General features: G+C 65.7%; 19 protein-coding genes. 8 read left to right on the top strand and 11 right to left on the bottom strand.

The window, feature by feature from the left end; genetic code table 11:
* The 4 genes from SR3_RS21380 to mutM form a co-directional block, all read right to left on the bottom strand.
* On the bottom strand, nucleotides 1–1,423 hold a 1,423-nt coding region (locus SR3_RS21380), incomplete at its 3' end, for a pyruvate, phosphate dikinase (protein WP_084455795.1).
* A 418-nt stretch (nucleotides 1,424–1,841) separates the two neighbouring features.
* A complete protein-coding gene (gene dnaA, locus SR3_RS21375; protein ID WP_068090506.1) occupies nucleotides 1,842–3,326 on the bottom strand; it encodes a chromosomal replication initiator protein DnaA in 1,485 nt (494 codons plus the stop codon).
* Between the two features lie 668 nt (nucleotides 3,327–3,994).
* Nucleotides 3,995–4,255: a 30S ribosomal protein S20 gene (gene rpsT / locus SR3_RS21370; RefSeq protein WP_068090504.1), complete on the bottom strand. Its 261-nt coding sequence runs from the start codon at nucleotides 4,253–4,255 to the stop codon at nucleotides 3,995–3,997.
* Between the two features lie 148 nt (nucleotides 4,256–4,403).
* Nucleotides 4,404–5,240 carry a bifunctional DNA-formamidopyrimidine glycosylase/DNA-(apurinic or apyrimidinic site) lyase gene (gene mutM / locus SR3_RS21365; RefSeq protein ID WP_068090501.1) on the bottom strand — a complete coding sequence of 279 codons (837 nt, stop codon included), beginning with the start codon at nucleotides 5,238–5,240 and terminating at the stop codon, nucleotides 4,404–4,406.
* A gap of 345 nt (nucleotides 5,241–5,585) precedes the next feature.
* Here mutM and SR3_RS21360 point away from each other — a divergent pair, with 345 nt between their 5' ends.
* The 5 genes from SR3_RS21360 (at nucleotide 5,586) to dut (ending at nucleotide 10,969) form a co-directional block, all read left to right on the top strand.
* Entirely contained in the window at nucleotides 5,586–6,338 is a 753-nt protein-coding gene (locus tag SR3_RS21360) for a class I SAM-dependent methyltransferase (protein WP_068090499.1), read from the top strand.
* Between the two features lie 2 nt (nucleotides 6,339–6,340).
* On the top strand, nucleotides 6,341–7,891 hold the full coding sequence (gene ubiB, locus SR3_RS21355) for a 2-polyprenylphenol 6-hydroxylase (RefSeq protein ID WP_068090497.1): 1,551 nt from the start codon (nucleotides 6,341–6,343) through the stop codon (nucleotides 7,889–7,891).
* A 26-nt stretch (nucleotides 7,892–7,917) separates the two neighbouring features.
* Nucleotides 7,918–9,054 (top strand): hypothetical protein, encoded by a 1,137-nt coding sequence (locus SR3_RS21350; RefSeq protein WP_245654035.1) that lies wholly within the window; start codon nucleotides 7,918–7,920, stop codon nucleotides 9,052–9,054.
* Nucleotides 9,055–9,318: 264 nt separating this feature from the next.
* Complete coding sequence (gene coaBC / locus SR3_RS21345; RefSeq protein WP_068090495.1) at nucleotides 9,319–10,512, top strand: bifunctional phosphopantothenoylcysteine decarboxylase/phosphopantothenate--cysteine ligase CoaBC; 1,194 nt, start codon at nucleotides 9,319–9,321, stop codon at nucleotides 10,510–10,512.
* Nucleotides 10,499–10,969, top strand: a complete 471-nt coding sequence (gene dut, locus SR3_RS21340; protein ID WP_068090515.1) for a dUTP diphosphatase — start codon at nucleotides 10,499–10,501, stop codon at nucleotides 10,967–10,969. Before coaBC ends, dut begins: the two co-directional genes overlap by 14 nt.
* Nucleotides 10,970–10,993: 24 nt before the next feature.
* On the opposite strand, the gene SR3_RS21335 is transcribed toward dut, so the two are convergent.
* The 5 genes from SR3_RS21335 to SR3_RS21315 all read right to left on the bottom strand — a co-directional run bounded on the left by SR3_RS21335 (nucleotide 10,994) and on the right by SR3_RS21315 (nucleotide 14,881).
* Nucleotides 10,994–11,377: a lysozyme inhibitor LprI family protein gene (locus SR3_RS21335; protein ID WP_068090494.1), complete on the bottom strand. Its 384-nt coding sequence runs from the start codon at nucleotides 11,375–11,377 to the stop codon at nucleotides 10,994–10,996.
* A gap of 59 nt (nucleotides 11,378–11,436) precedes the next feature.
* Nucleotides 11,437–12,138 carry a DUF4136 domain-containing protein gene (locus SR3_RS21330; RefSeq protein WP_068090493.1) on the bottom strand — a complete coding sequence of 234 codons (702 nt, stop codon included), beginning with the start codon at nucleotides 12,136–12,138 and terminating at the stop codon, nucleotides 11,437–11,439.
* A gap of 138 nt (nucleotides 12,139–12,276) precedes the next feature.
* Nucleotides 12,277–12,870, bottom strand: coding sequence for a Smr/MutS family protein (locus tag SR3_RS21325; RefSeq protein WP_068090491.1), 594 nt, complete (start codon nucleotides 12,868–12,870; stop codon nucleotides 12,277–12,279).
* Nucleotides 12,867–14,099, bottom strand: a complete 1,233-nt coding sequence (gene mltA / locus SR3_RS21320) for a murein transglycosylase A (RefSeq protein ID WP_157099018.1) — start codon at nucleotides 14,097–14,099, stop codon at nucleotides 12,867–12,869. The genes SR3_RS21325 and mltA overlap by 4 nt, the downstream gene beginning before the upstream one ends.
* 50 nt (nucleotides 14,100–14,149) lie before the next feature.
* Nucleotides 14,150–14,881, bottom strand: coding sequence for a Tim44/TimA family putative adaptor protein (locus SR3_RS21315; protein WP_068090488.1), 732 nt, complete (start codon nucleotides 14,879–14,881; stop codon nucleotides 14,150–14,152).
* Nucleotides 14,882–15,212: 331 nt separating this feature from the next.
* Here SR3_RS21315 and secB point away from each other — a divergent pair, with 331 nt between their 5' ends.
* The 3 genes from secB to trpS all read left to right on the top strand — a co-directional run bounded on the left by secB (nucleotide 15,213) and on the right by trpS (nucleotide 18,408).
* Entirely contained in the window at nucleotides 15,213–15,734 is a 522-nt protein-coding gene (gene secB / locus SR3_RS21310) for a protein-export chaperone SecB (protein WP_068090484.1), read from the top strand.
* Between the two features lie 64 nt (nucleotides 15,735–15,798).
* Nucleotides 15,799–17,364 carry a murein biosynthesis integral membrane protein MurJ gene (murJ, locus tag SR3_RS21305; RefSeq protein ID WP_068090483.1) on the top strand — a complete coding sequence of 522 codons (1,566 nt, stop codon included), beginning with the start codon at nucleotides 15,799–15,801 and terminating at the stop codon, nucleotides 17,362–17,364.
* A gap of 24 nt (nucleotides 17,365–17,388) precedes the next feature.
* Complete coding sequence (gene trpS, locus SR3_RS21300) at nucleotides 17,389–18,408, top strand: tryptophan--tRNA ligase (protein WP_068090482.1); 1,020 nt, start codon at nucleotides 17,389–17,391, stop codon at nucleotides 18,406–18,408.
* A gap of 15 nt (nucleotides 18,409–18,423) precedes the next feature.
* Here trpS and SR3_RS21295 read toward each other — a convergent pair whose 3' ends face one another.
* Nucleotides 18,424–19,692: a PepSY-associated TM helix domain-containing protein gene (locus SR3_RS21295; RefSeq protein WP_084455793.1), complete on the bottom strand. Its 1,269-nt coding sequence runs from the start codon at nucleotides 19,690–19,692 to the stop codon at nucleotides 18,424–18,426.
* A 17-nt stretch (nucleotides 19,693–19,709) separates the two neighbouring features.
* Nucleotides 19,710–21,884, bottom strand: a complete 2,175-nt coding sequence (locus SR3_RS21290) for a TonB-dependent siderophore receptor (protein ID WP_068090480.1) — start codon at nucleotides 21,882–21,884, stop codon at nucleotides 19,710–19,712.
* Nucleotides 21,885–21,975 lie beyond the last annotated feature (91 nt).

The following is a 21,975-nucleotide window of genomic DNA, read 5'->3' as shown; positions in this document are numbered from 1 at the left end:
CGGCGGCGTGGCTGGTCATGCCGCCGCGCGCCGTGAGCACGCCGCGGGCGGCATGCATGCCTGCGATGTCCTCGGGGCTGGTTTCGACGCGCACGAGGATGACGTTTTCGCCACGCTCGGCCCACTGCTGGGCGGTGTCGGCGTCCAGAGCGATGATGCCGTTGGCCGCGCCCGGCGAGGCAGGCAGGCCCTTGCCGAGATTGTCACGCGCGGCCTTGGGGTCGAGCGCGGGGTGCAGCAACTGGTCCAGCGCCATGGGATCGACGCGCAGGATCGCTTCCTTCTCGTCGATCAGCCCTTCGGTGACCATCTCCACGGCGATCTTCAGCGCGGCCTTGGCGGTGCGCTTGCCGCTGCGGGTCTGGAGCATGAAGAGCTGGTTGCGCTCGACGGTGAATTCGATGTCCTGCATGTCCTTATAGTGCTTTTCCAGCACCTCGAACACGTTGGCCAGCTCGCCATAGGCCTGCGGCATGGCTTCTTCCATGCTGAGCGCCTTGGCGCCGGCACGCTCGCGCGCCTGCTTCGTCAGATACTGCGGGGTGCGGATGCCGGCCACCACATCCTCGCCCTGAGCGTTCACCAGCCATTCGCCGTAATAGGCCTTTTCGCCGGTGGCCGGATCGCGGGTGAAGGCCACGCCGGTGGCCGAGGTGTCGCCCATATTGCCGAAGACCATCGCCTGCACATTGACGGCGGTGCCCCAGCCAGCGGGGATGTCGTTCAGGCGGCGGTAGACCTTGGCGCGCTCGCTCTCCCAGCTGTCGAAGACGGCGCCGATGGCGCCCCACAGCTGCTCATGCACGTCCTGAGGGAAGGGGCGGCCCAGCTCGTCGGCCACGATCTGCTTGTAGACCGTGACGAGGGCCTGCCAATGCTCGGCCTCCATCTGGGTGTCCTCGTGGAAGCCATTGTCTTCCTTGGCCTGCTCCAGCGCTTCCTCGAAGAGATGGTGTTCCAGACCCAGCACCACGTCCGAGTACATCTGGATGAAACGGCGGTACGAATCCCACGCGAAACGCAGATTGCCCGAACCATCGGCCAGCCCCCGCACCGTCTGGTCGTTGAGGCCGAGGTTCAGCACCGTGTCCATCATGCCCGGCATCGACACCCGCGCGCCCGAGCGGACCGAGACCAGCAGCGGATTGCCGGTGTCACCAAAAACGCGGCCCGTGGCGGCCTCGATGTGCTTCACGCCATCGGCCACGCCCGCGCGCAGCGAGTCGTCGAACTGCTTGCCGTTGCTGTTGTAGACGGCGCAAAATTCGGTGCTGATCGTCAGACCCGCAGGCACCGGCAGGCCGATGCTGGCCATCTCCGCCAGATTGGCGCCCTTGCCGCCCACCACGGTCTTGTCACGCGAGCGCGGATCGACCGAATTGGCGCCATTGCCGAATTTGAATACGTATGGAGTATCGCTCATGCTATCCTCTACAAACAGGGCGAACACAGTTCTGATCGTGCCTTAGGGGGGATTCCCTTAACCGGACAAGTCACGGCTTGTGCAGTTGTGCAGCTGCACACAGGATTTTTGTGCAGGTGCTGCGGTGAGCAGTTGGGAAGGCGGGGTGAGGGGAGTTTTTCCAGGCGGAAAAGAAAGATGCGAGGGTGTTACACCCTCGCGCTCCCATCAATGTCTACGTTGCGCCATGGGTTCGGCCTTGCGCAAAGTGTGCAGCGCCGCAGGCTTTTAAACGAGAAAAGGCGCCGGGGCATCACTGCCTGCGGCGCCTTATCTTGTGCTGGTGGAGAGGTTGGGCACCACGATAGGGAGCCACTGCCGCTGCGTCGGAAGACGTTCCGGGAGCGCGAGGGGGTAACCCCCTCGCCCTTATTCTTCTTCAGCTTTCCAGCTGCCGCAACAGAGACCGCACATCCCCATCCATATCGGCATCCCGCGTGCGCAGATCTTCGATCAAACGCACGGCGTGGATCACCGTCGAGTGGTCACGCCCGCCGAACTTGCGCCCGATCTCCGGGTAGGAACGCGGCGTCAAAACCTTCGACAGATACATCGCCACCTGACGCGGCCTTACCACGGCGCGCGCGCGGCGCTTGGACGACATTTCCGTGCGGTCCACGCGGTAGAACTGGCAGACGGTGCGCTGGATCTCATCGATGGTGATGCGCTTGCGGTTGGCCGACAGGATGTCGGTCAGCTGGTCCTCGGCCAGCGCCAGAGAGACCGGCTGGCCGGTCAGCTGGGCATAGGCGATCAGCTTGTTGAGGCCGCCGACCAGCTCGCGCACATTGCGGTTGATGGTGCGGGCCAGAAACTCGATCACATCGGCAGGAACCGCCGTGGGCGAGGCAAAGCGCGCCAGACGGTGTTCGAGGATGGAGCGGCGCAGTTCGATGTCGGCAGGCTGGATATCGGCCACCAGACCCATCGACAGGCGCGAGAGCAGGCGCTGCTCCACGCCATCCAGCGCTTGCGGCGCACGGTCGGCGGCGAACACCAGACGCTTGCCTTCGCCCAGCAGGGAGTCGATCGTGTAGAGCAGCTCTTCCTGAGCGCTGGCCTTGCCGATGATGAACTGGATATCGTCCACCAGCAGCAGGTCGAAGCCGCGCAGGCGGGCCTTGAATTCGATGGTCTGGTTCGAGCGCAGGGCCTGCACGAACTCGACCATGAAGCGCTCGGCGCTGCAGTAGAAGATGCGGGCGCGCGGATGGTTGGCCAGAAAGGCGTGGCCAATCGCGTGCATCAGATGGGTCTTGCCCTGGCCGGTGGCGGCTTTCAGGTACAGGGGCGAGAACTGGGGCTGCTCCAGCGCGGCCATGCGCTGGGCGGCATTGGCGGCCAGCACGTTGGAGGTGCCGGTGACATAGGTGGCGAAGGTCAGCGAAGGGTCGAGACCGATCGAGGCCATGCCCAGCGTATCGGTGACCACGCTGGCGACCTCGCCCACCGACAGGCTGGCGGCGCGGGGCGTGGGGGCATCGTTGGCGGCGCGCGCGGCGCTGTCGCGGGTCAGGCGCAGCTCGGGCATGGCGCGGCGGCCGGGGTGCACCGAGATGCGCACATGGCGCACGTCACGCGTGATTTTCCAGGCCAGCGTCAGGCGGTCCGAATAGCGGTCGGCCACCCAGTTGGCGGAAAATTCCGTGGGCAAATACAGGTCCAGCGTGCCGGTTTCCTTGCAGAAGCCGCCCAGCTGGATCGGACGGATCCACTGGTTGAACAGCTGCTGCCCCAGATCCTTGCGCAGGCCCTGGCTGATATCGGCCCAGTCGGCGGCGAGATCGATCGCCTCCTGATCCTGGGCGCTGTCCGGAGCGGCCTTGCTTTTGCCGGCCGCTTCGGCACGTCGCCCGCCCCACACCGTTCCTGTCACGCGTTGATACTCCCGATCTGTCATAGCCTGTACACATGCCCGTTGCGAGGCTGACCAGTCACCAACCAAGGCCTGCAAGCGTCACCCCCGGGGGGAGGCGCCGCCTGCCACGGCCAGATTACAAACACAGGACACGAGGATGCCTGCCCCGCCCCGAAGAGCGGGGGAATGCATGCCATCGCGATCCGCTACCCCCTCCGTGATGCCCGTTCCGTCATTCAGGCACAGCTTCTCCGCTGGCCCAAACCACCCACGGCAAGGACATCCGGTGAGTCATTTTTCCATGAAGCCCCGGGCAGGATGTGTCCGGGGCAGAAGGGTTTCTATGGACGACTCTGGGGTCAGGGCAAGGGGGCTCCCTGCAAAAATTTTGAAATAAACCACCTTGACAGTGATGCAGCGGCAGAAAACCGTGAAGGCGAATAATCCACTGATTATTAACAATAAATTTCAGGGGGATTACACCAGATTTTCCCGAATCGCCGCATTTCCACGATTCGTCGCAGGTGAACGAATTTCGGCTACGGCAGGCACGAAAAAACCGGCGGGGAGAACCCCACCGGTTAATCCTCGTCACAATACTTAAACAATCGATGCTTTTCGATCACCAAAAACGAATCGCCAGAGCGACTCGGACGGTGGCCGCAGCCGATTGATTACAGCGCAGCGACGGCCTTGGTCAGGCGCGACAGCTTGCGGCTGGCAGTGTTCTTGTGCATCACGCCGCGCGCAACGCCGCGCGCCAGCTCGGGCTGGGCAGCGTGCAGGGCTTCGGTGGCGGCGGTCTTGTCACCACCGGCCAGAGCGGCCTCCACCTTCTTCACGAAGGTGCGGATGCGCGAGACGCGGGCACCATTGATCTCGGCGCGCTTCTCGTTGCGACGGAGGCGCTTGCGGGCTTGCGGCGTATTGGCCATGTCTATCCTCAAACTGGCCGAATGCGGCCGAAAATGCTGCTGAAACCTGATACAGGCAGACCCGCGCCAGAAGCACAGGCCACCTTGAAGGCAGCGCCCTTAGCGAGGGTGTTGCGAATCGTCAAGCACTGAGCGCCATGCAATGGCCTTAACGCTGACACGCCGGGCACCAGAAACTGGACCGGCCCCCCTGCGTGACCCGCGCAATCGTGCCGCCGCAACCCGGCGCGAGGCAGGCTTCACCCTCCCGCCCATACACCCGCCAGTTGGCGGCGAAATAGCCCAGCTCGCCATTGGGCTGGGCGTAATCGCGGATGGTGGAGCCGCCCGCGAGAATTGATTCCGACAGCACATCGCGGATCGCGGGTACCAGCCGCGTCAGCTCCGCCTTCCTGATCGAGCCGCCTGTCCGCAGCGGGCTGATATGCGCGCGATGCAAAGCCTCGCAGACATAGATGTTGCCCAACCCCGCGACGATTCCCTGATCCAGCAGCAGCAGCTTCACCGGCCCCACACGCCCCTTGAAGGCCGCCGCCAGATGCGCGACGCTGAGCCCATCGCCCAAAGGCTCCGGCCCCAGCGCGGCAAAGGCGGGCCACAGATCGAGCGCCGTGCTGGTCACCAGATCCACCGAGCCAAACCGCCTTGCATCGTTGAGCGCCAGCATGGCGGCGGGCAGGGGCCCCTCGGCCTGCGTGTGCAGCACCAGATGGTCGTGCTTCTCCAGCGCATCAGGCTCGATCCGCCAGCGGCCCGACATGCCCAGATGAAACACCATCGCCACATCACGATCCGTATGCAGCACGCCATATTTCGCCCGCCGCGTGAGATCGGTGATCCGCGCGCCGGTCAGCGTCTGCACCAGTTCGGGCGGGAAGGGGCGGCGCAGGCCCTCGCGGCGGACCTCGATGCGCTCGATCCTGCGGTTGTGAAGGTAGCCGCTCAGGCCGCGGATCGTGGTTTCGACTTCTGGAAGTTCTGGCATGGGGTCGATGTAAGGGGAATCAGAAGGAAAGAGAAGATGCGAGGGTCATAACCCTCGCGCTCCCTTTACTGTCCATGTCGCGCCACGGGTTCGGCCAAAGCGCCCGGTTTGCCGTGCCGCAGGCTTGATTGGATAGGGTTGTGCTGAACCTTTCCTGCCTGCGGCGCCTTATGATGTGCAGGTGGAGAGATGATGCGCGCCCTTCGGGTGCCGCCACCCTATCGCCGGAAGACGGAATGGGAGCGCGAGGGGGTAACCCCCTCGCATCTTCCTCTTCCCAATCTTTAGTCATTCTGCCCATTCCGCCCCTTTGCCTCTTCCATCAAATTCCCTAAAGCGCACGCCATGACCGACAGCACGCAAGACCAGCCCCAGACCGCATCCTTCGGCTATGAGGAGGTGCCCATTGACGAGAAGGTGGCCCGTGTGGGCGAAGTCTTCTCCAGTGTGGCCAAGAAGTACGACATCATGAACGACGCGATGTCGGCGGGTCTGCACCGGGTGTGGAAGGATCGTTTCGTGCGCGCGGTCAAGCCGCAGCCCCATGAGCAGATCCTCGATATGGCGGGCGGCACGGGCGACATCGCCTTCCGCATGGCCGCGCGCGGCGCCAGCATCACCGTGTCCGACATCAATCAGGACATGCTCGATGTCGGGCTGGAGCGCGCGGTGGAGCGGGGCATCGACGGCCTCGTCTGGAGCCGCCAGAACGCCGAGGAATTGAGCTTCCCCAGCCGTCATTTCGATGCCTACACCATCGCTTTCGGCATCCGCAACGTCACGCGGATCGACAAGGCGTTGGCCGAGGCGCATCGCGTGCTGCGTTACGGCGGCCGCTTCTTCTGCCTTGAGTTCTCGACCACCGAATGGCCGGGTTTCAAGGAGGTGTATGACGCCTATTCGCACAGACTGGTGCCGCAGATCGGCCAGATGATCGCGGGCGATGCGGACTCCTACCGCTATCTGATCGAATCGATCCGCCGCTTCCCGCCCATGCCCGAGTTCGAGAAGATGATCCGCGACGCGGGCTTCACCCAGACCAAGGTCGAGCCGATTCTGGGTGGTCTGGTGGCGATCCATTCGGGCTGGAAGGCCTGATCTTGGCGACGTCGATCACGCATATTCGGCGTTTGCTGAGCTGGGGCCGCATTCTGGCCCGGCATGGCGCGCTCAAGATCATCGAGGATGCGCCTGCCACCCCGGGCCCGGTCAAGCGCCTGTGCCGCATCGCCCGCTTCGGTGCGCGTGTGCCAGTGGTGCCCGATTATGCTGGGGCGTTTCGCGCCATCGGCCCGGCGGCGATCAAGCTGGGGCAGACGCTGGCCACCCGCCCCGATCTGGTGGGCGAGGTTGCCGCGCACAACCTGCTGGCCCTGCAGGACAGCCTGCCGCCTGTCGCCTTCTCGGCCATCCGCGCCGAGATCGAGGGCGCCTTCGCCCGCCCGCTGGAAGAGCTTTACGCCCGCGTTGAGGAGGAGCCGGTTGGCGCCGCCTCCATCGCGCAGGTGCATCGCGCGTGGCTGCATGATGGCAGTCAGGTGGCGGTCAAGGTGCTGCGCCCCGGCATCGCCCGCAAATTCGCCCGCGATATCGAAACCTATGAATGGGCCGCCGCCCATCTGGAGGCTCTGGGTGGCGAGGCGGGGCGTCTGCGCCCGCGCCTCATCATCGCCAACTTCAAGCGCTGGACCGCGCGCGAGCTCGATCTGCGCCGCGAGGCGGCCTCCTCCAGCGAGCTGGCCGATGTCATGTCGGGCGTGGAGCATTACCGCGTCCCCAGCATCGACTGGGAGCGCACCTGCGGCCGCGTGCTGACGATGGAATGGATCGATGGCGTCAAGGTCAGCGATCTGCCCGCCCTGCGCGCGGCGGGCCATGATCTGAAGTCGCTGGCGCGGCGTCTGGTGCTGGCCTTCCTCACGCAGGCGATCCACGCCGGCTATTTCCATGCCGACATGCATCAGGGCAACCTCTTCATCGAGGCCGACGGCACCATCGCCGCCATCGATTTCGGCATCATGGGCCGCATCAACCGCCAGGCCCGCATCTGGCTGGGCGAGATCCTGCATGGCCTCACCACCGGCAATTACCGCCGCGTGGCCGAGATCCATTTCGAGGCGCAATACGTCCCCTCCTACCACTCGGTGGATGAGTTCGCGACCGCCCTGCGCGCCGTGGGCGAGCCGATGCGCGGTCGCCCGGTGAAGGATCTGTCGGTCGGCCAGATGCTGGACGGGCTTTTCGCCATCACCCGCGATTTCGACATGGTCACCCAGCCGCACCTGCTGCTGCTGCAGAAGACCATGGTGATGGTGGAGGGCCTCGCCACCAGCCTCGATCCCGACATCAACATGTGGGATGTTTCCGGCCCCTTCGTCTCGGCCTGGATGCGCGACGAGCTTGGCCCCGAAGGCGCCATCGCCGATCGGGTGCAGGGCGCGGTGAGCGCGCTGCGCCGCCTGCCCGATGTGCTGGAGCGGCTGGAATCCATGGTGCCCACCAAGGGCGCCGCCCCCGAACCGCCGCCGCTGCCGGAGATTCCGCTGATGTGGGGGCGTGGTAAACGCAATCTTATCCAATTCGCCGGATATGTGACCGCTGCTCTGGCGGGAGGTCTGGCGACTTGGGCGGTGATAGCGGCGCATATCTGATCGAACCCATGCCGGGCGCGGCCCTCATGCCGTCGCCCGCACCATGGGACCGCTTTGCCGCATGGCCCCGCCTGCGCGCTCTGGCGGCGCTTGTGGCGCTGGTCATGATGCTGGCCGCCAGCGCCTTCGTGCCGCTGACGGTGGGCAAGGGCGAGGTGGCCAAGCCCGCCCATCTCTCGCTGGTGGGCGCGCCGGGCAAACAGGCCGAGCGCCCGCGTGACGACGACCTGCAACTCTACGACCGCGCCATCGCCCGCATCCGCCACGGCGAGAGCTATTACGACTTCATCGCGCAGGAACACCGCCGCGCCCACTACCCGCTGCGCCCCGGCCTCGCCGTCCGCCTGCCCACGCTGGCCTATCTCTGCGCCGCCATGGGCGTGGACGGAGAGGCGCTCGCCCCACTCGCCATCGCCGCCTCCATCGCGCTGATGCTGGCGGTGATCTGGGCATGGCGTCAGCGGTTGACCGAGGAAGCCTGCTCCGACAGCCAGCGCCTCTTCGGCACGGCGCTGATCTTCCTTGGCGCCTCGCTGGGGTTGAATCGCTATTATTTCGTGCTGCACGAACTCTGGGCCGGGATGTTGATCGCGCTGTCGTTGGGCCTGCACCGGCCCGCGCGCAGCCGCTGGCTGGGCGCATGGCTGGCCGCCGCGCTGGCGCTCTCCATCCGCGAACTGGTGCTGCCCTATGTGCTGCTGATGGGCGCCATGGCCCTGTGGCGCGGCAACCGGCGCGAGGCGCTGGCGTGGGGCGGCCTGGTGGTGGTGTTCCTCTGCGCCATCGCCGTTCACCTTCACCTGATCGCCCAGCTCACCTTGCCCACCGACCCCACCGGCCCCAGCTGGTTCGCCTTGCGCGGTCTGGGCGGCTGGCTCTCCAACGTGGTGCTGGCCTCCAACCTGCGCTTCCTGCCGCACTGGATCGCCGGGCCCATCGTGATCGCCATGATGCTCGGCTGGACCGGATGGCGCAGCGAGGCCGGGGCCACCGCCACGCTACTGTTCCTCGGCTATGGCCTGCTGTTCATGATCGCCGGGCGCGATGACAATTTCTACTGGGGCGCGGTGATCGCTCCGGCCATGTTCGTGGGGCTGGCTTTCGCGCCGATGGCTTTGCAAGGGATTTGGAAGGCGGTCTGGACAGGGCGGGAAGGGGTTTAAGAAGAAAGATGCGAGGGCCATCGCCCTCGCGCTCCCTTTACGTCTCCCGACGAACCGGCAGCGGCATCGAAGCCCAGCGCCCAGTCTCTCCACCTGCACCACCCAGGGCGCCGCAGGCATCAAATTTCCCTGCCTGCGGCGCGGCGTGCTGAGCGCCTTGGCCGAACTGGCAGCGCTACGCAGACACTAAAGGGAGCGCGAGGGTTATGACCCTCGCATCTATCTCTTCTTCCCCTTCCTCAAACCCCCCGCTATCACGCCTTCATGCAAGGCAAACGCATCCTTCTCATCATCGGCGGCGGCATCGCGGCCTATAAATCCTGCGAGCTGGTCCGCCTGATCCGCAAGGCTGGCGGCGAGGTGACCTGCGTGCTGACCGAGGGTGGCAGTCATTTCGTCACGGCGATGACTCTGGCGGCGCTGAGCGAGAACCCCGTTCACACCACCTTGTGGGATCTGAAGAACGAGGTGGAGATGGGCCATATCCAGCTCTCGCGTCAGGCGGATCTGGTGGTGGTCTGCCCGGCGACGGCGAATATGATGGCCAAGATGGCGGCGGGCATCGCTGACGATCTGGCCACCACGCTGATCCTCGCCACCGACAAGCCCGTTCTGGCCGTGCCCGCGATGAATGTGCGGATGTGGCTGAACGCGGCAACCCAAGCCAATGTCGCCACCTTGCGCTCCCGCGACATCATCGTGCTTGACCCGGACGATGGCGCCATGGCCTGCGGCGAATATGGCCCCGGCCGCCTGCCAGAGCCGCCTGCGGTGCTGGACGCCATCCAGCACGCCCTGCGCGGCCCCGGCCCGCTGACGGGCCGCCATGTGCTGGTGACGGCGGGCCCCACGCATGAACCCATCGATCCGGTGCGCTACATCGCCAACCGCTCCAGCGGCTTGCAGGGCTTTGCCATTGCGCAGGCGGCGGCGGCGGCGGGGGCGAAGGTCACGCTGGTGGCGGGCCCGGTCGATCTGCCCACGCCTTTTGGCATCACGCGGGTGAATGTGGAAAGCGCGCTGCAGATGGAAGCGGCGGTGGAGAAGGCCTTGCCTGCCGATGTGGCGGTGATGGTCGCAGCCGTGGCGGACTGGCGCGTGGAAGACAGCGCAGACCCGACGCGCAAGCTCAAGAAGGATGGCTCTGGCCAGCCTCCGGCGCTCAAGCTGGTCGAGAACCCCGATATTCTGGCGGGGCTGTGCGCCTCGCCGCGCAGGCCTGCCCTGGTGGTGGGCTTTGCGGCGGAAACCCATGATGTGATCGCCAATGCTCAGGCCAAGCGCCTGCGCAAGGGGGCGGATTGGATCGTGGCCAACGATGTCTCGGGCGATGTGATGGGAGGCACGCGCAATGCGGTGCAGATCGTCACGGAGCAGGGCATCGAGGCCATCGAACAGGCCCCCAAGGCGGCGATCGCGCAAGCATTGATTGAAAGGATTGCCCGTGCACTCGACTGACACCATCCCCCTGCGCGTCAAGCGCCTGCCCCATGGCGAGGGCCTGCCCCTGCCCGCCTATGCCACCAGCGGGGCGGCGGGCATGGATGTGGTCTCGGCCGAGGATGTGGTGCTGGCGCCCGGCGCGCGCCATGCGGTGGCGACGGGGCTCTCGATGGCGATTCCGGCCGGCTTCGAGATTCAGGTGCGCCCGCGTTCGGGTCTGGCGCTCAAGCATGGCATTTCGGTGCCGAATGCCCCCGGCACGATTGATTCCGATTACCGCGGCGAGCTGAAGGTGATCCTCATCAACCACGGCGACCAGCCTTTTGAAATCCTGCGCGGCGACCGCGTGGCCCAGCTGGTGCTGGCCCCGGTGGTGCAGGGCGGCTGGCTCGAGGTGGCGGAACTCGACGCCACAGAGCGCGGCGAGGGCGGCTTCGGCAGCACCGGCGGCGTGGTGGCTCTGGGGAATTAAGGCTGCGCAGGCAGCGCGGGCGGCTTACCGCTCGCGCTGTTTCAGCACCCAGCCATAGGCGCGCTGCAGCGATCTGGCGCGATCCTGAGTCAGGCTCAGGCGGCAGGCCAGTTCCTCGGGCGGGCCGCCGGTGCCGCCGGCATAGAGCGCCTTTTGCGCCACGCATTGCGCATCGCGGAAGGCGATCCACTGCTTCTGCGCGCCTTGCAGGCGGCTGCGTTCCTCGCCGTTCAGCACGCGCAGGATGCGGTTGTAGGTCTGGTTGAGGCCGCGATCCTCATTGCTCAGCGCGCGCGCAAAGCATTGCGACATCTCATAGCTGGCCGAGAGATTGCGGCAGGGCACCGCCGGATCGTTGAAGGCCTGAGCAGGCGTGGCCGCCAGCAGAAACAACGAGGCAAGGATCATCGCATATCATCCATAAAAAACCGGCGCGGGTGGAGCGATCCCGCGCCGGTCTGAACGGCTTACTTGTCCGGCTTGACCGTGACCTTCTTTTCCGGCGCGATGGTGATGCGCAGCGATTCACCCGAATTGCCGGGGAAGCCGGTGAACATCGCTTCCACCAGATTAGGCACCAGATAGCTCAGGTGATCCGAGGTGGAGGCGGCCTGCGCCTTGCCCTCGAACAGGCGGCGCTGGCTGGCCTTGTCGTCGATGCGCAGCGTGATGTCGCTGGTGTAGACGGTCGAGACGTCGATGCCATTGTCAAAGAAGGGATCGTTCCAGCCCCAGCCCCAGGCGCCGCGCCCGAAACCGCCATAGCCGCCCCAGCCACCATAGCCGAAACGACCGCGATAGCCGCGCCACGGGCCCCAATAGGGATCGGCGAAGCCGGTCGAGCGCACGACCTGACGGCCCTTGTCGATGCCATAGTTGAAATGGACGATCAGGCTGGCGGATTCAGGATTGGCAGCGGGCGTGTAGCCATATTTCTGCAGGTTCTGCGCCACCAGCGTGGCGTATTGGCCAAATTCGATCCCGCCGTTCAGCGCCGGATTGTCCGAGACAATGGCGAAGCTTTGCCCCTGCGGCGCGGGCAGCTGGGTGGAGAAACGGGTGACCTTGCTGTCGAAGTTTTCGGCGCAGGCCGAAAGGCCCAGCACCAGCAGGCCGGCCATGGCCGCCTGCGCCAGGCGCGAGAAGGGTTTACGCGCGACGTCGTTCATTGTCTTGTCCTCCGCAGATCACGCCCGGGGCCTATCCTCCCCAGCGGTCCGGACGTTTTTGTCAGCGCCTTGTGCCTTACCGTGAGGCCGCTGAACAGGGGTTGAATATCGACATGCAACATTTTGTCGCAAATGGTGTCAGCGCTGCCTTTTCAACACGATATAGAGCGCCCCCGCGCCGCCATGCCGCACATGGGCCACGCGCAGCGCGGCGATGGCATGGGCGTGCGAACCCTGCGCCAGCCAGTCGGCCACGCGGGCGCGGATGGCCCCGCGCGATGAGCCTGCCGGGCGCGGACGCCCGGTGATCAGCAGCACCAGCCGGGCCTGCTGCTGACGCGCCAGCGTCAGCCCGTGATCGAGCCGCGCATGGGCCTCGTCCAGCGTGAAGCCATGCAGGTCGAGGCTGAAATCGGGCGCGACCAGCCCCTTGGCCAAACGCTTGTCCCACCCCGCATCCAGCCCATGCCGATCAAGCGGGCGAGGGGCGGGCGCAGCCGTGGGTGGCGGCGGCAAAGGCGGCGGCACGCGGCCCTTGATGCGCTTGGGGGGCGGAGGGGGTGCCTGAGCGCTGTCGGCGGGTTTGGGCTGGGCGACGGGCACGGCGCGGCGTTGCGGCTCCAGCGGGGTGACGGTCTGCGCCAGACGGGCCCAGAGCGCCTCCTCCTCCTGCGTCAGCATGCGGCTGCGGGCGAATGCAGGCCGGGGGAACGCCCAGCCCGGCCGTTTCATCGCAGGCCCAATCGGGCGAGCGAGGTGCGGGGCAGCAGCACATTGGCCTGCCCATGGCCGACCATGCCGCCCGCGATGCGGCGGGCGTCCGCCCCGGCGCCCCAGAAGCTGTCGAAGCGGTTGGCGCCCTTGATCGCCCCGCCGGTGTCCTGAGCGATCCACAGCCCATTGGCCTGCGTCGCCCCCGCCAGCGAAGGGTCCATCGAGAGGAACACCGGCGCGCCGAGCGGCGTGAAGAGCGGATCGGCGGCCACGCTGACATGGGCATGGACCGGCAGGCCCATCGCGCCGACCGGGCCGTCTCCGTGCAATTCGCGGAAGAAGACCCAGCTCTTGTTCTGGCGCATCAGGGCGCGGCCATCCTCGGGGTGATCGTGGATATATTGCACGATGCCCTGCATCGATCCGGGATACTGGCCCGGACCGGTGCCGATCAGCCCCTGCTGGCGCATCAGCCCGCCGATGTTGGTGTAATTCTGGCCATTGTCCCCGGCATAGCCGATGCGCATCACCGAACCATCGGCCAGACGCAGCCGCCCGGAGCCCTGCACCTGCAGGAAGAACAGCTCGACCGGATCGGCGGCCCAGGCCAGTTCCAGCCCCTGGCCCGTCAGCTGGCCGTTCTCGATCTGCGTGCGGTCGTAATAGGGCACGAAATGGCCGGTCTCGTCATAGCGACCGAACGGCGTCTGGCCATTGGGCTTGACCGGGCCGTCGCCGGGGCGGGCGTGGACCAGATCGGCGGGCATGCCATAGACCGGCGCGTCATAGCCCGGCGCATGCTGACGGCTGCCCGCGATCTCAGGCTCGTAATAGCCGGTGACGAAGGTTGAGCCCGAACCGACCGTCACCGCCCGGAAATAGGTGTTGAAGAAGTTGGGCGCATCAGCCGTGGGCCAGTCATTGGCGGCGGAGCAGGCGCTCTGCCAGTCGCTTTTGACGGTGAGGCCGCTGGGATCGCTGTGGCTGGTGAGGCGCGGGCAGCTGGCGCGAAAGGCGGCCAGCACCGGCCCGGCGCTGCTGGGCGTGAGGCCAAAGCTGGCGATGGAGGGCCCGGCGCGCACGCCCGCCACCAGCGCATTGGCGGGGGGCGGTGGCGCCGCAGGTTGCGTGGGCTGCACCGGCACTGGCGCCGGTCGTGCGGGATAGGGGCGGCTGGGCGCGGGCCCGTGTGATTCAGGAATAACCCGGCCGCAACCGGCCAGCAGCATCAATGTGAACAGGGCCATTGCGGCCCTGCCCTTACCCAGCCCTGCAATCATGGATTCAGCTCCCGACCTTAACCTTCATCGGTCTCGTCGAGCAGCCAATCAGGATCGGCGGAATTGATGTTGCGGCGGAAGGTCCAGGCGTCGCGCGTCTCGACCGCGTCATGCAGCGAGCCAGCGACCATATGGCCTTCGGCATCGCGGGTGATCGCGGCGATGTCGGCCACGAAGCGCACGGTGATGCGGGCATAGGGCGCGGCATAGGTGGCGCCGGTGATCACCACCTCATTGAGGCGGACCAGACGGTTGTCGACCACTTCACCGGCGGCGTTGCGCTCATCGATGGCGGCGGCGAAGCCGGTGGCGACATCGGCGTCGCACAGCTTGGCCAGCTCATCCTTGTCGCCGCGCCAGAAAGCGCCCAGCACGATGCCATAGGCCCCGCGCGCGCCTTCCAGGAAGGCATGGGGATCGAAGCGGCGATCGACCGCGATGATCTCGCGCAGGCCACGCTCCACGGTGGGCAGCACCGAAAGCGGCTCCCGCGCATTGCGACCGCCAGCCAGCGGCGCGCGCTCATCCTTGCGGTCGGCGCTGCGGTCCGCGCCGCGATCCGTCCCGCGCGGCTGCGAGGAGAGGTTGGCCTGACCTGTCGGCCCCTGCGCGTCAAGGCGACCGAGCGCATCGCGCGGCGCGGGTTCGCGCTGCTCGTCGCCCTGCTCGGCACGGCGCCCCAGCACGGCATAGAGCCGCAGGCCCAGGAAGGCTGCAATCATGGCCAGAATGACGATTTCGACAGTCACAAGCTTTGTCCAATTTGACGCGTGGTCGATTTGACCGGGCCGAAGGTGGTTCGGCAGATGCGAGGGCTATAGACCACCCGCCTTAACGAACCGCGATCATGCTACAGATAGGTAGCGAACACAAATGAACAACGCATGCACAAGGCCTTTAAGGGCTTTTTTTCGCCATGCCGTGGCAGACGTGCGAGCATAGGCGCCGAATCGCGCGGCAGGAGCCGCCCCATGGCGGTTGTGCCCTCGCGGGGCAGATGCTAGGCGCTGGAGCCAGCAAGATCCACCTGACGCGCCAGCCCCATTCCAGAGAGGCGGCGCCTAGACAGAAAGCAGTCCCATGTCCGAGGAAGGTAACGTCACCTCCAGCCTGAAGTTCGACGAGGACGTCCAGCCTTCGGCGGGCATTCTTTCGCAGTATGTAAAGGATCTCTCGGTCGAGAGCCCCAATGCGCCCGACTCGTTCCAGTGGACCGATCAGCCGCAGATGGACATCCAGTTCAACATCGCCGCCCGCGCCATCCAGCCCACGGTGCATGAAGCCGAACTGAAGATCACGCTGGCCGCCAAGCATGAAGCCGGCACCGCCTACATCGTCGATCTGACCTTCGCCGGTCTGATCGCGATGCAGGGTCTGGACGAAGGCCAGATGCATGCCTTCATCTTCGCCGAAGCGCCGCGCCTGCTGTTCCCCTTCGCCCGCCGCGTGCTGGCCGATGCCGTGCGCGATGCCGGTTTCGGCCCGATGCTGCTGGAGCCGATCGATTTCGGCGCGCTGTACTTCCAGCAGATGCAGGCTCAGGCCGACGGTCAGGGCGAAACCCCCGACATCGCCACGGCCGAACCCGCCGGGCACGCCTGATTTCAAACGGGCCGGGGTTTGCACTCCGGCCCGTATTCCATCCGGCGTTTGAAGGGCGGCCAAGATGAATCTGCTGAAGGCGACGGGCACCATCGGTGGCCTGACGCTGGCCAGCCGCGTGCTGGGACTGATGCGCGATTCGCTGTTTGCGCGGATCGTGGGGGCAGGCTTTGCCTCCGACGCCTTTCTGGTGGCCTTCCGCCTGCCCAACATGTTCCGCGCGCTGTTCGCGGAAGGGGCCTTCGCCAGCGCCTTCGTGCCGATGTTCAACCAGAAGGTGGCCGATCCGGAAGGGCGCGGGCTGTCTTCCGGCCTCGATTTCGCCGAGGCGGCCTTCAGCGTGCTGCTGCCGGTGCTGGTGGTGATGACCGTGCTGCTGGAGGTGTTCGCCTGGCCGGTGACATGGGCGCTGTCGGGCAAGTTTCATGGCGTGACGACCGACCAGTTCGATTTCGCCGTCACCCTGTCGCGGCTGACGATCCCCTATCTGATGCTGATTTCGCTGGTCAGCCTGCTGGGCGGCATCCTCAATTCGCTGCACAAGTTCTGGGTCAATGCCGCCGCGCCGATCCTGCTGAATCTGACGCTGATCGTGGCGCTGCTGGGCTTCGGATCGCATGATCCGCTGGTGACGGCGCGCAATCAGGCGCTGGCGGTTACCGTGTCCGGCGCCTTGCAGCTGGCCTGGGTGGGCCATGCGGCGTGGCGCAATGGCGTCTCGCTGCGCCCGCGCCTGCCGCGCCTGACGGTGGATGTGAAAAAGCTGCTGGCGCTGATCTGGCCCGCCGCCGCCGGAGCGGGCGCGGCGCAGATCAATCTGGTGATCTCCACGGCGCTGGCCGCCAGCCTGCTCGACCATGGCAGCGTGACCTATATCTATATGGCGGACCGGCTGAATCAGCTGCCTTTGGGCCTGATCGGCATCGCGCTGGGCACGGTGCTGCTGCCCACCATCAGCCGCCAGCTGGGCAAGGGCGACGAAGCCGGCGCGATGGACACGCAGAACCGCGGTCTGGAGCTGGCGCTGCTGCTGACCCTGCCCGCCACCATGGGTCTGGTCTTCTGCGGCGAGCCGATTGCCGCGGCTCTCTTCGGCTATGGTCGCTACAACGCCGCCGACACCCATTTTACCGCGCAGGCGCTGGCCTGTTTTTCCGTAGGCCTGCCCAGCTACATTCTGGTCAAGGTGCTGACGCCGGGCTTCTATGCCCGCCATGACACCAAGACCCCGGTGCGTTTCGCGATGATCTCGATTGGCGCCAATCTGGTGCTGAACCTCGCGCTGATCCTGCCGCTGCATCATATGGGGCCGCCGCTGGCGACGGCCTTGTCCTCCACGCTCAATGTGGTGATGCTGTACCGCACGCTGGAGAAGCGCGGGCATTTCGTGATGGACCCGCGCCTGCAGCGCCGCTGGTGGCGGCTGGCGCTGGCCGCGCTGGCGATGGGCGGCGTGCTGCTGGCCGGGGAAGACCATCTGATGCCCTACACCCATGGCGCCTGGTATGTGCGCTGCGCGGCGATGGGTGCTCTGGTGGGGGCGGGGGTTTGCGTCTATGGCGTGGCCACCATCGTGCTGGGGGCCTTTACCAAAGCCGATCTGGCGCTGCTGAAACGGCGGCGCGCGTAATTTAAACAAGCAAGAGTAACCGACATGCGTATCGTTTCCGGCATTCAGCCCACGGGCAATCTCCACCTCGGCAATTATCTGGGGGCGATCCGCAATTGGGTGGCGATGCAGAACGATACCGTGACGACCGGTGGTGAGTGCTTCTTCTTTCTGGCCGATCTTCACGCCATCTCCATGCCGCATGATCCCGCCACGCTCTCGGCAGGCACGCGCGAGATGGTGGCGGCGCTGGTGGCCTGCGGCATCGATCCCGAGCGCTCGACCCTGTTCAACCAGACGCAGGTGCCCGAGCATCCCCAGTTGCAATGGCTGCTCAACGGCACGGCGCGCATGGGCTGGCTCAGCCGCATGACGCAGTTCAAGGACAAGGCGGGCAAGAACCGGGATTCGGTCTCGGTGGCGCTCTTCACCTATCCGGTGCTGCAGGCCGCCGACGTGCTGCTCTATCAGGCGACGCATGTGCCCGTGGGCGAGGATCAGAAGCAGCATCTGGAGCTGGCGCGCGACATCGCCCAGAAGTTCAACAACGACTTCTGCGCTGAGGACAAGCCGCTCTTCACCCTGCCCGAGCCGATCATCCCCCCCGCCGCAGCGCGCATCATGAGCCTGCGCGATGGGTCGTCGAAGATGTCGAAGTCCGATCCTTCCGACATGAGCCGCATCAATCTTGTCGATGATGCCGACACCATCATGAACAAGGTGAAGAAGGCCAAGACCGACCCTGAACCGCTGCCCGGCGAGAAGGACGGTCTGGAGGCCCGGCCCGAGGCGCGCAATCTGGTGGGCATCTATGCCGCCATGGCGGGCACCAGCGTAGAGCAGGTGCTGGCGGACTTCGGCGGCAAGGGCTTCGGCGCCTTCAAGCCCGCGCTGGGCGAGCTGCTGGTGGAGAAGCTGGCGCCGATCAACGCCCGCTTCGTGGAGCTGAAGCAGGACCGTGACGCGCTGGATGCTATCCTGCGCAAGGGTGCCGAAAAGGCACGCGCCGCCGCCGCGCCCACGCTGGCGGCAACCTATGATGCGCTGGGTCTCGTTCGCGGGTAAAGCTGAAAAACCCGGTCAGGCTGCTTTGCGGACTGGCCGGGCAACCGCTGCGGGCTTCTCGCCGCGATGACGGTGAAAGGCGCGGGCACTGCGCTTCTTCATCCAGATCACCACGCCGGTGATGCTCAGCATGGTCACCATGATGCCGATCAGGCTGGTGACGATCTTCCACGCCACGCCCCATACGCTGGCCATATGCAGCGAGACGATCCAACTGGTGAAGCGGTCGGCGGCGGGCGCCTTGCCGGCCAGCGCCACGCTTTTCAGGGCTCCGGTGTCGCCGTCGAAGATCAGGCGTGAAGCGCCGCCCGCATCGGGCACATCGCCGCTGGTGGTGAAGCCATACATATAGGCCCCGGTGGCGGGCATGTAATAGAGCCATTGCAGGCGGTTGGCGTCGAAGCTGTCATGCGCCCTGGCGGCTTGCTGACGGGCCAGCGCCTCGCCCACGGCATGGGCTTTCACCACATCCAGCTTCGGCACCGGGCGCGGCTGGGGCAGGGGGGCGTAGAGGGCGGTGTCATCCGTCGCGCCCAGCGCCTTCATGGCCGGGCCATAGATCATCGGCAGATTGAACGACACGCTGGAGAGCGCAAAGACCAGCAAAGCGGGCCAGACCCACAGGCCCCCCGCGCGATGCAGATCGAAGTTCAATTTATAGGCAGAGCCGTGCCGCACAATCCATGAAGGGCGCCAGCGCTGCCACCAGCCCTTGGCCTTGATTTTGCTGACGCCCACCGGAACCTTCTGCCGCATCGGCAGGGTCAGGTAGAAGCCGACAAAGCAGTCGATCGCCCAGACCAGCGCGGCGATCCCCATAATCAGCGTGCCGGTGCCCTCGACCAGCAGGTTCTCATGCAGGCGGTAGATCAGCGGCAGCACATTGCTGATGCCCTGAGAGATATCGCCCCAGCGGCGATGGCCCAGTTCGGCGCCGGTATAGGGATCGATGAAAAGCTCGTCCCAGTCGGGCGCTTTCGCAGGCTCCTTCCAGAACACCCGCAGGCGCAGGGTTTTGCCCGGTTCGACACTCAGCGGCAGATAGCTGACGCTCATCCCCGGATGGCGCGCCTGAGCCGCCACGGCCAGCGCGGCGGCATCCTGCATCGGCGCGCCTGCCACCGGCGGCGCGGCGCGCAGCCAGTGCGGCGCGGTGAGCGCCTCCAGATCGTCCTCCCAGGCCAGGAAGGTGCCGGTCAGCCCGGCCATCGCCAGGAACAGGGCCAGAGTCAGCCCTGCCCAGCGATGGATCAACACCCAGAACGGACGGGTGAGGGGGCTCATGCCTGCCAGCTGCTCCTTTAGAACTTCCAGGCCACCGTACCCTGAACGGTGCGGCGCTGGCCATACCAGCACCAGCCGGTCGACTGCGGATAGAGATAGCAGCTGGTCAGATACTTCTTGTCGAACAGATTGGTGGCATTCACGCTCAGCGTCATGCCCTTCATCCGCGTGTCGAGGTTCGACAGGTCGTAATGCAGCATCGCATCGAAGACAGTGTAGGCCGGCACGTAATACTGACGGATGTTGTTGCCGGTCAGCGTGGTGTCGAACAGGCCCCCATAGGTCCGGCTGACATGGCGCACGCCCGCGCCGATGTTCAGGCTCTTGAGCGGGCCGCTCTTGGCTGTCCAGTCGAGGTTGACGGCCAGATTGCCGTCGCCCGCGCCGATCAGGCCGGTGCCGACATTCTGCGGATCCTGATCCGAAACGGTGCGGACGCGCTGATGGCTGTAGGCGCCATGCAGGTTGAAGCCGCCGGGCAGCGGGGCGCTGGCCTCGATTTCAAACCCTTCCGAACGCACCTTGCCGCTCTGCGTGGAGATCTGGGTGGCCGGATTGGTCGAGACCAGATTGGTCTGCTCGATATGGAACCATGCGGCGGTGATCAGGATCGGCGAGCCATTGGGCTGGAACTTCACGCCCGCTTCCACCTGCTTGCCCATCGAAGGCTTGGCCAGCGCGCCGGTGGTGGCGTTCAGCACCGTGGCCTGCGGCTCGAAAGAGGTCGAATAGCTGGCATAGGGCGCCAGACCGAAGCTGGTCTTGTAAAGCACACCGGCGCGGCCCGTGAACTTGCTGTCCTTCTGCACCGTGCCGGGCGTCCAGCTGGCGGCCCAGTCCTGACGGCCGCTCAGCACCACGCGCAACCCGCCGTAGCTGATCGTGTCCTGACCATAGATGCCGGTCTGGCCGAAGCTGATCAGGCTGGTGAAGTCCGATCCGATCTGCTCCGCGCTCTGCGGCACGGGCTGGGTGCCATAGACGGGGTTGAAGATGTTGATGTCATTAGCGGAACCGAAAGCGGCCAGCTCATAGGAATGGGCGGTCTGGCGGTCGACGCCCAGCAGGATGTCATGGGTGATCGGGCCGGTCTTGATGTGCCCGGTCAACTGGTTGTCGAAGGTCCAGTTGTTGAGCGTTTCATGTGTGGCATAGCTGCCGCGGCTCGAGGTGGTTTGCTGGCTGAGATCCGTCAGGCCGGTCTGCATGCCGGTTTCGTAGATCGAGCCCAGGCTGGTCGTCACCTGCTGGTAACGGCCCGAAGCGCGGAACTTCCAGCCAGCGCCGAAATCATGGTTGAGGATGTACGTGGCAGCGAACTGATCGCGGCGGTAGAAGCCGCCGGGCTCGCCATCGGCATAGCGCGTGGAAACCTTGCCGTTCACATTGTAGAACAGAGTGCCCGAAGCGGGCTGGCCGCTGTAATTACCGTTTTTGGGATCATGCGAATAGGCGGCCATCACCGTCAGCGTGGTCTTGTCATCGATCTTGGCGGCGACGGCGCCGTTGATCACCTGACGCGCACGGCTGCCGTAATATTGCTGGGTGTCGGCGCCGTTGACGCTGCCGGAGAGGCGCACGCCGATGGCGTCGCTCAGCTTGCCGCCCACATCGGTATCGACGCGGTACAGATTGTAGGTGCCGTAGGTGGCCGCAGCCGAACCATAGAAGGCCTTGTCCAGCGGCAGCTTGCTGGTCATCGCTACCAGACCACCGGGGCTCGACTGGCCGTAAAGCGCCGAGGCCGGGCCCTTGACGACCTCGATACTCTCAAGGCGCGACATATCGACCTGCGGCATGGCATAGCCGCTGCTGCTGGAAAACTGCTTCAGCCCGTCGAGATAGACCGGAACGCTAAAGCCGCGCAGGGTGAACTGGTCGTACTGCTCAGCCCCCGCGCCGCGCGTTTCGGGCGTGACGCCTGCCACATAGCGCAGCGCCTGATTAAGGTTGGCCACACCCAGCTTGTCGATGTCCTCACGGCTGATGACACTGATCGATTGTGGGGTTTCCGCGATCGGCAGGCTGCTCTTGCTGCCCGCCGAGACCGCCTTGTCGCCCAGATTGCCGTTGACCAGAATGGTGTTGTCATCGGCATTGGCGTCAGCCGCTGCATCCGCCGCAAAGGCGGGAGCGGCCAGAGCCGTGGCAAGCGCCAGCGTGGCGCAGGTCAGAAGGCGGCGGTTCAGCATTGGCAAATCCTAGAAGGGCGCGCGACCCGCGCCCGAAGGGGAAGGGACTGGGCGCTTCCATGGCCGCCATCGCAGGATGGCAGGGGCGGGC

It is taken from the genome of Novosphingobium rosa NBRC 15208 (genome assembly GCF_001598555.1).
Lineage (GTDB): Bacteria > Pseudomonadota > Alphaproteobacteria > Sphingomonadales > Sphingomonadaceae > Novosphingobium > Novosphingobium rosa.
Note: the sequence above shows the minus strand (reverse complement) of the source record. Positions and strands in the feature narration are given on the sequence as shown.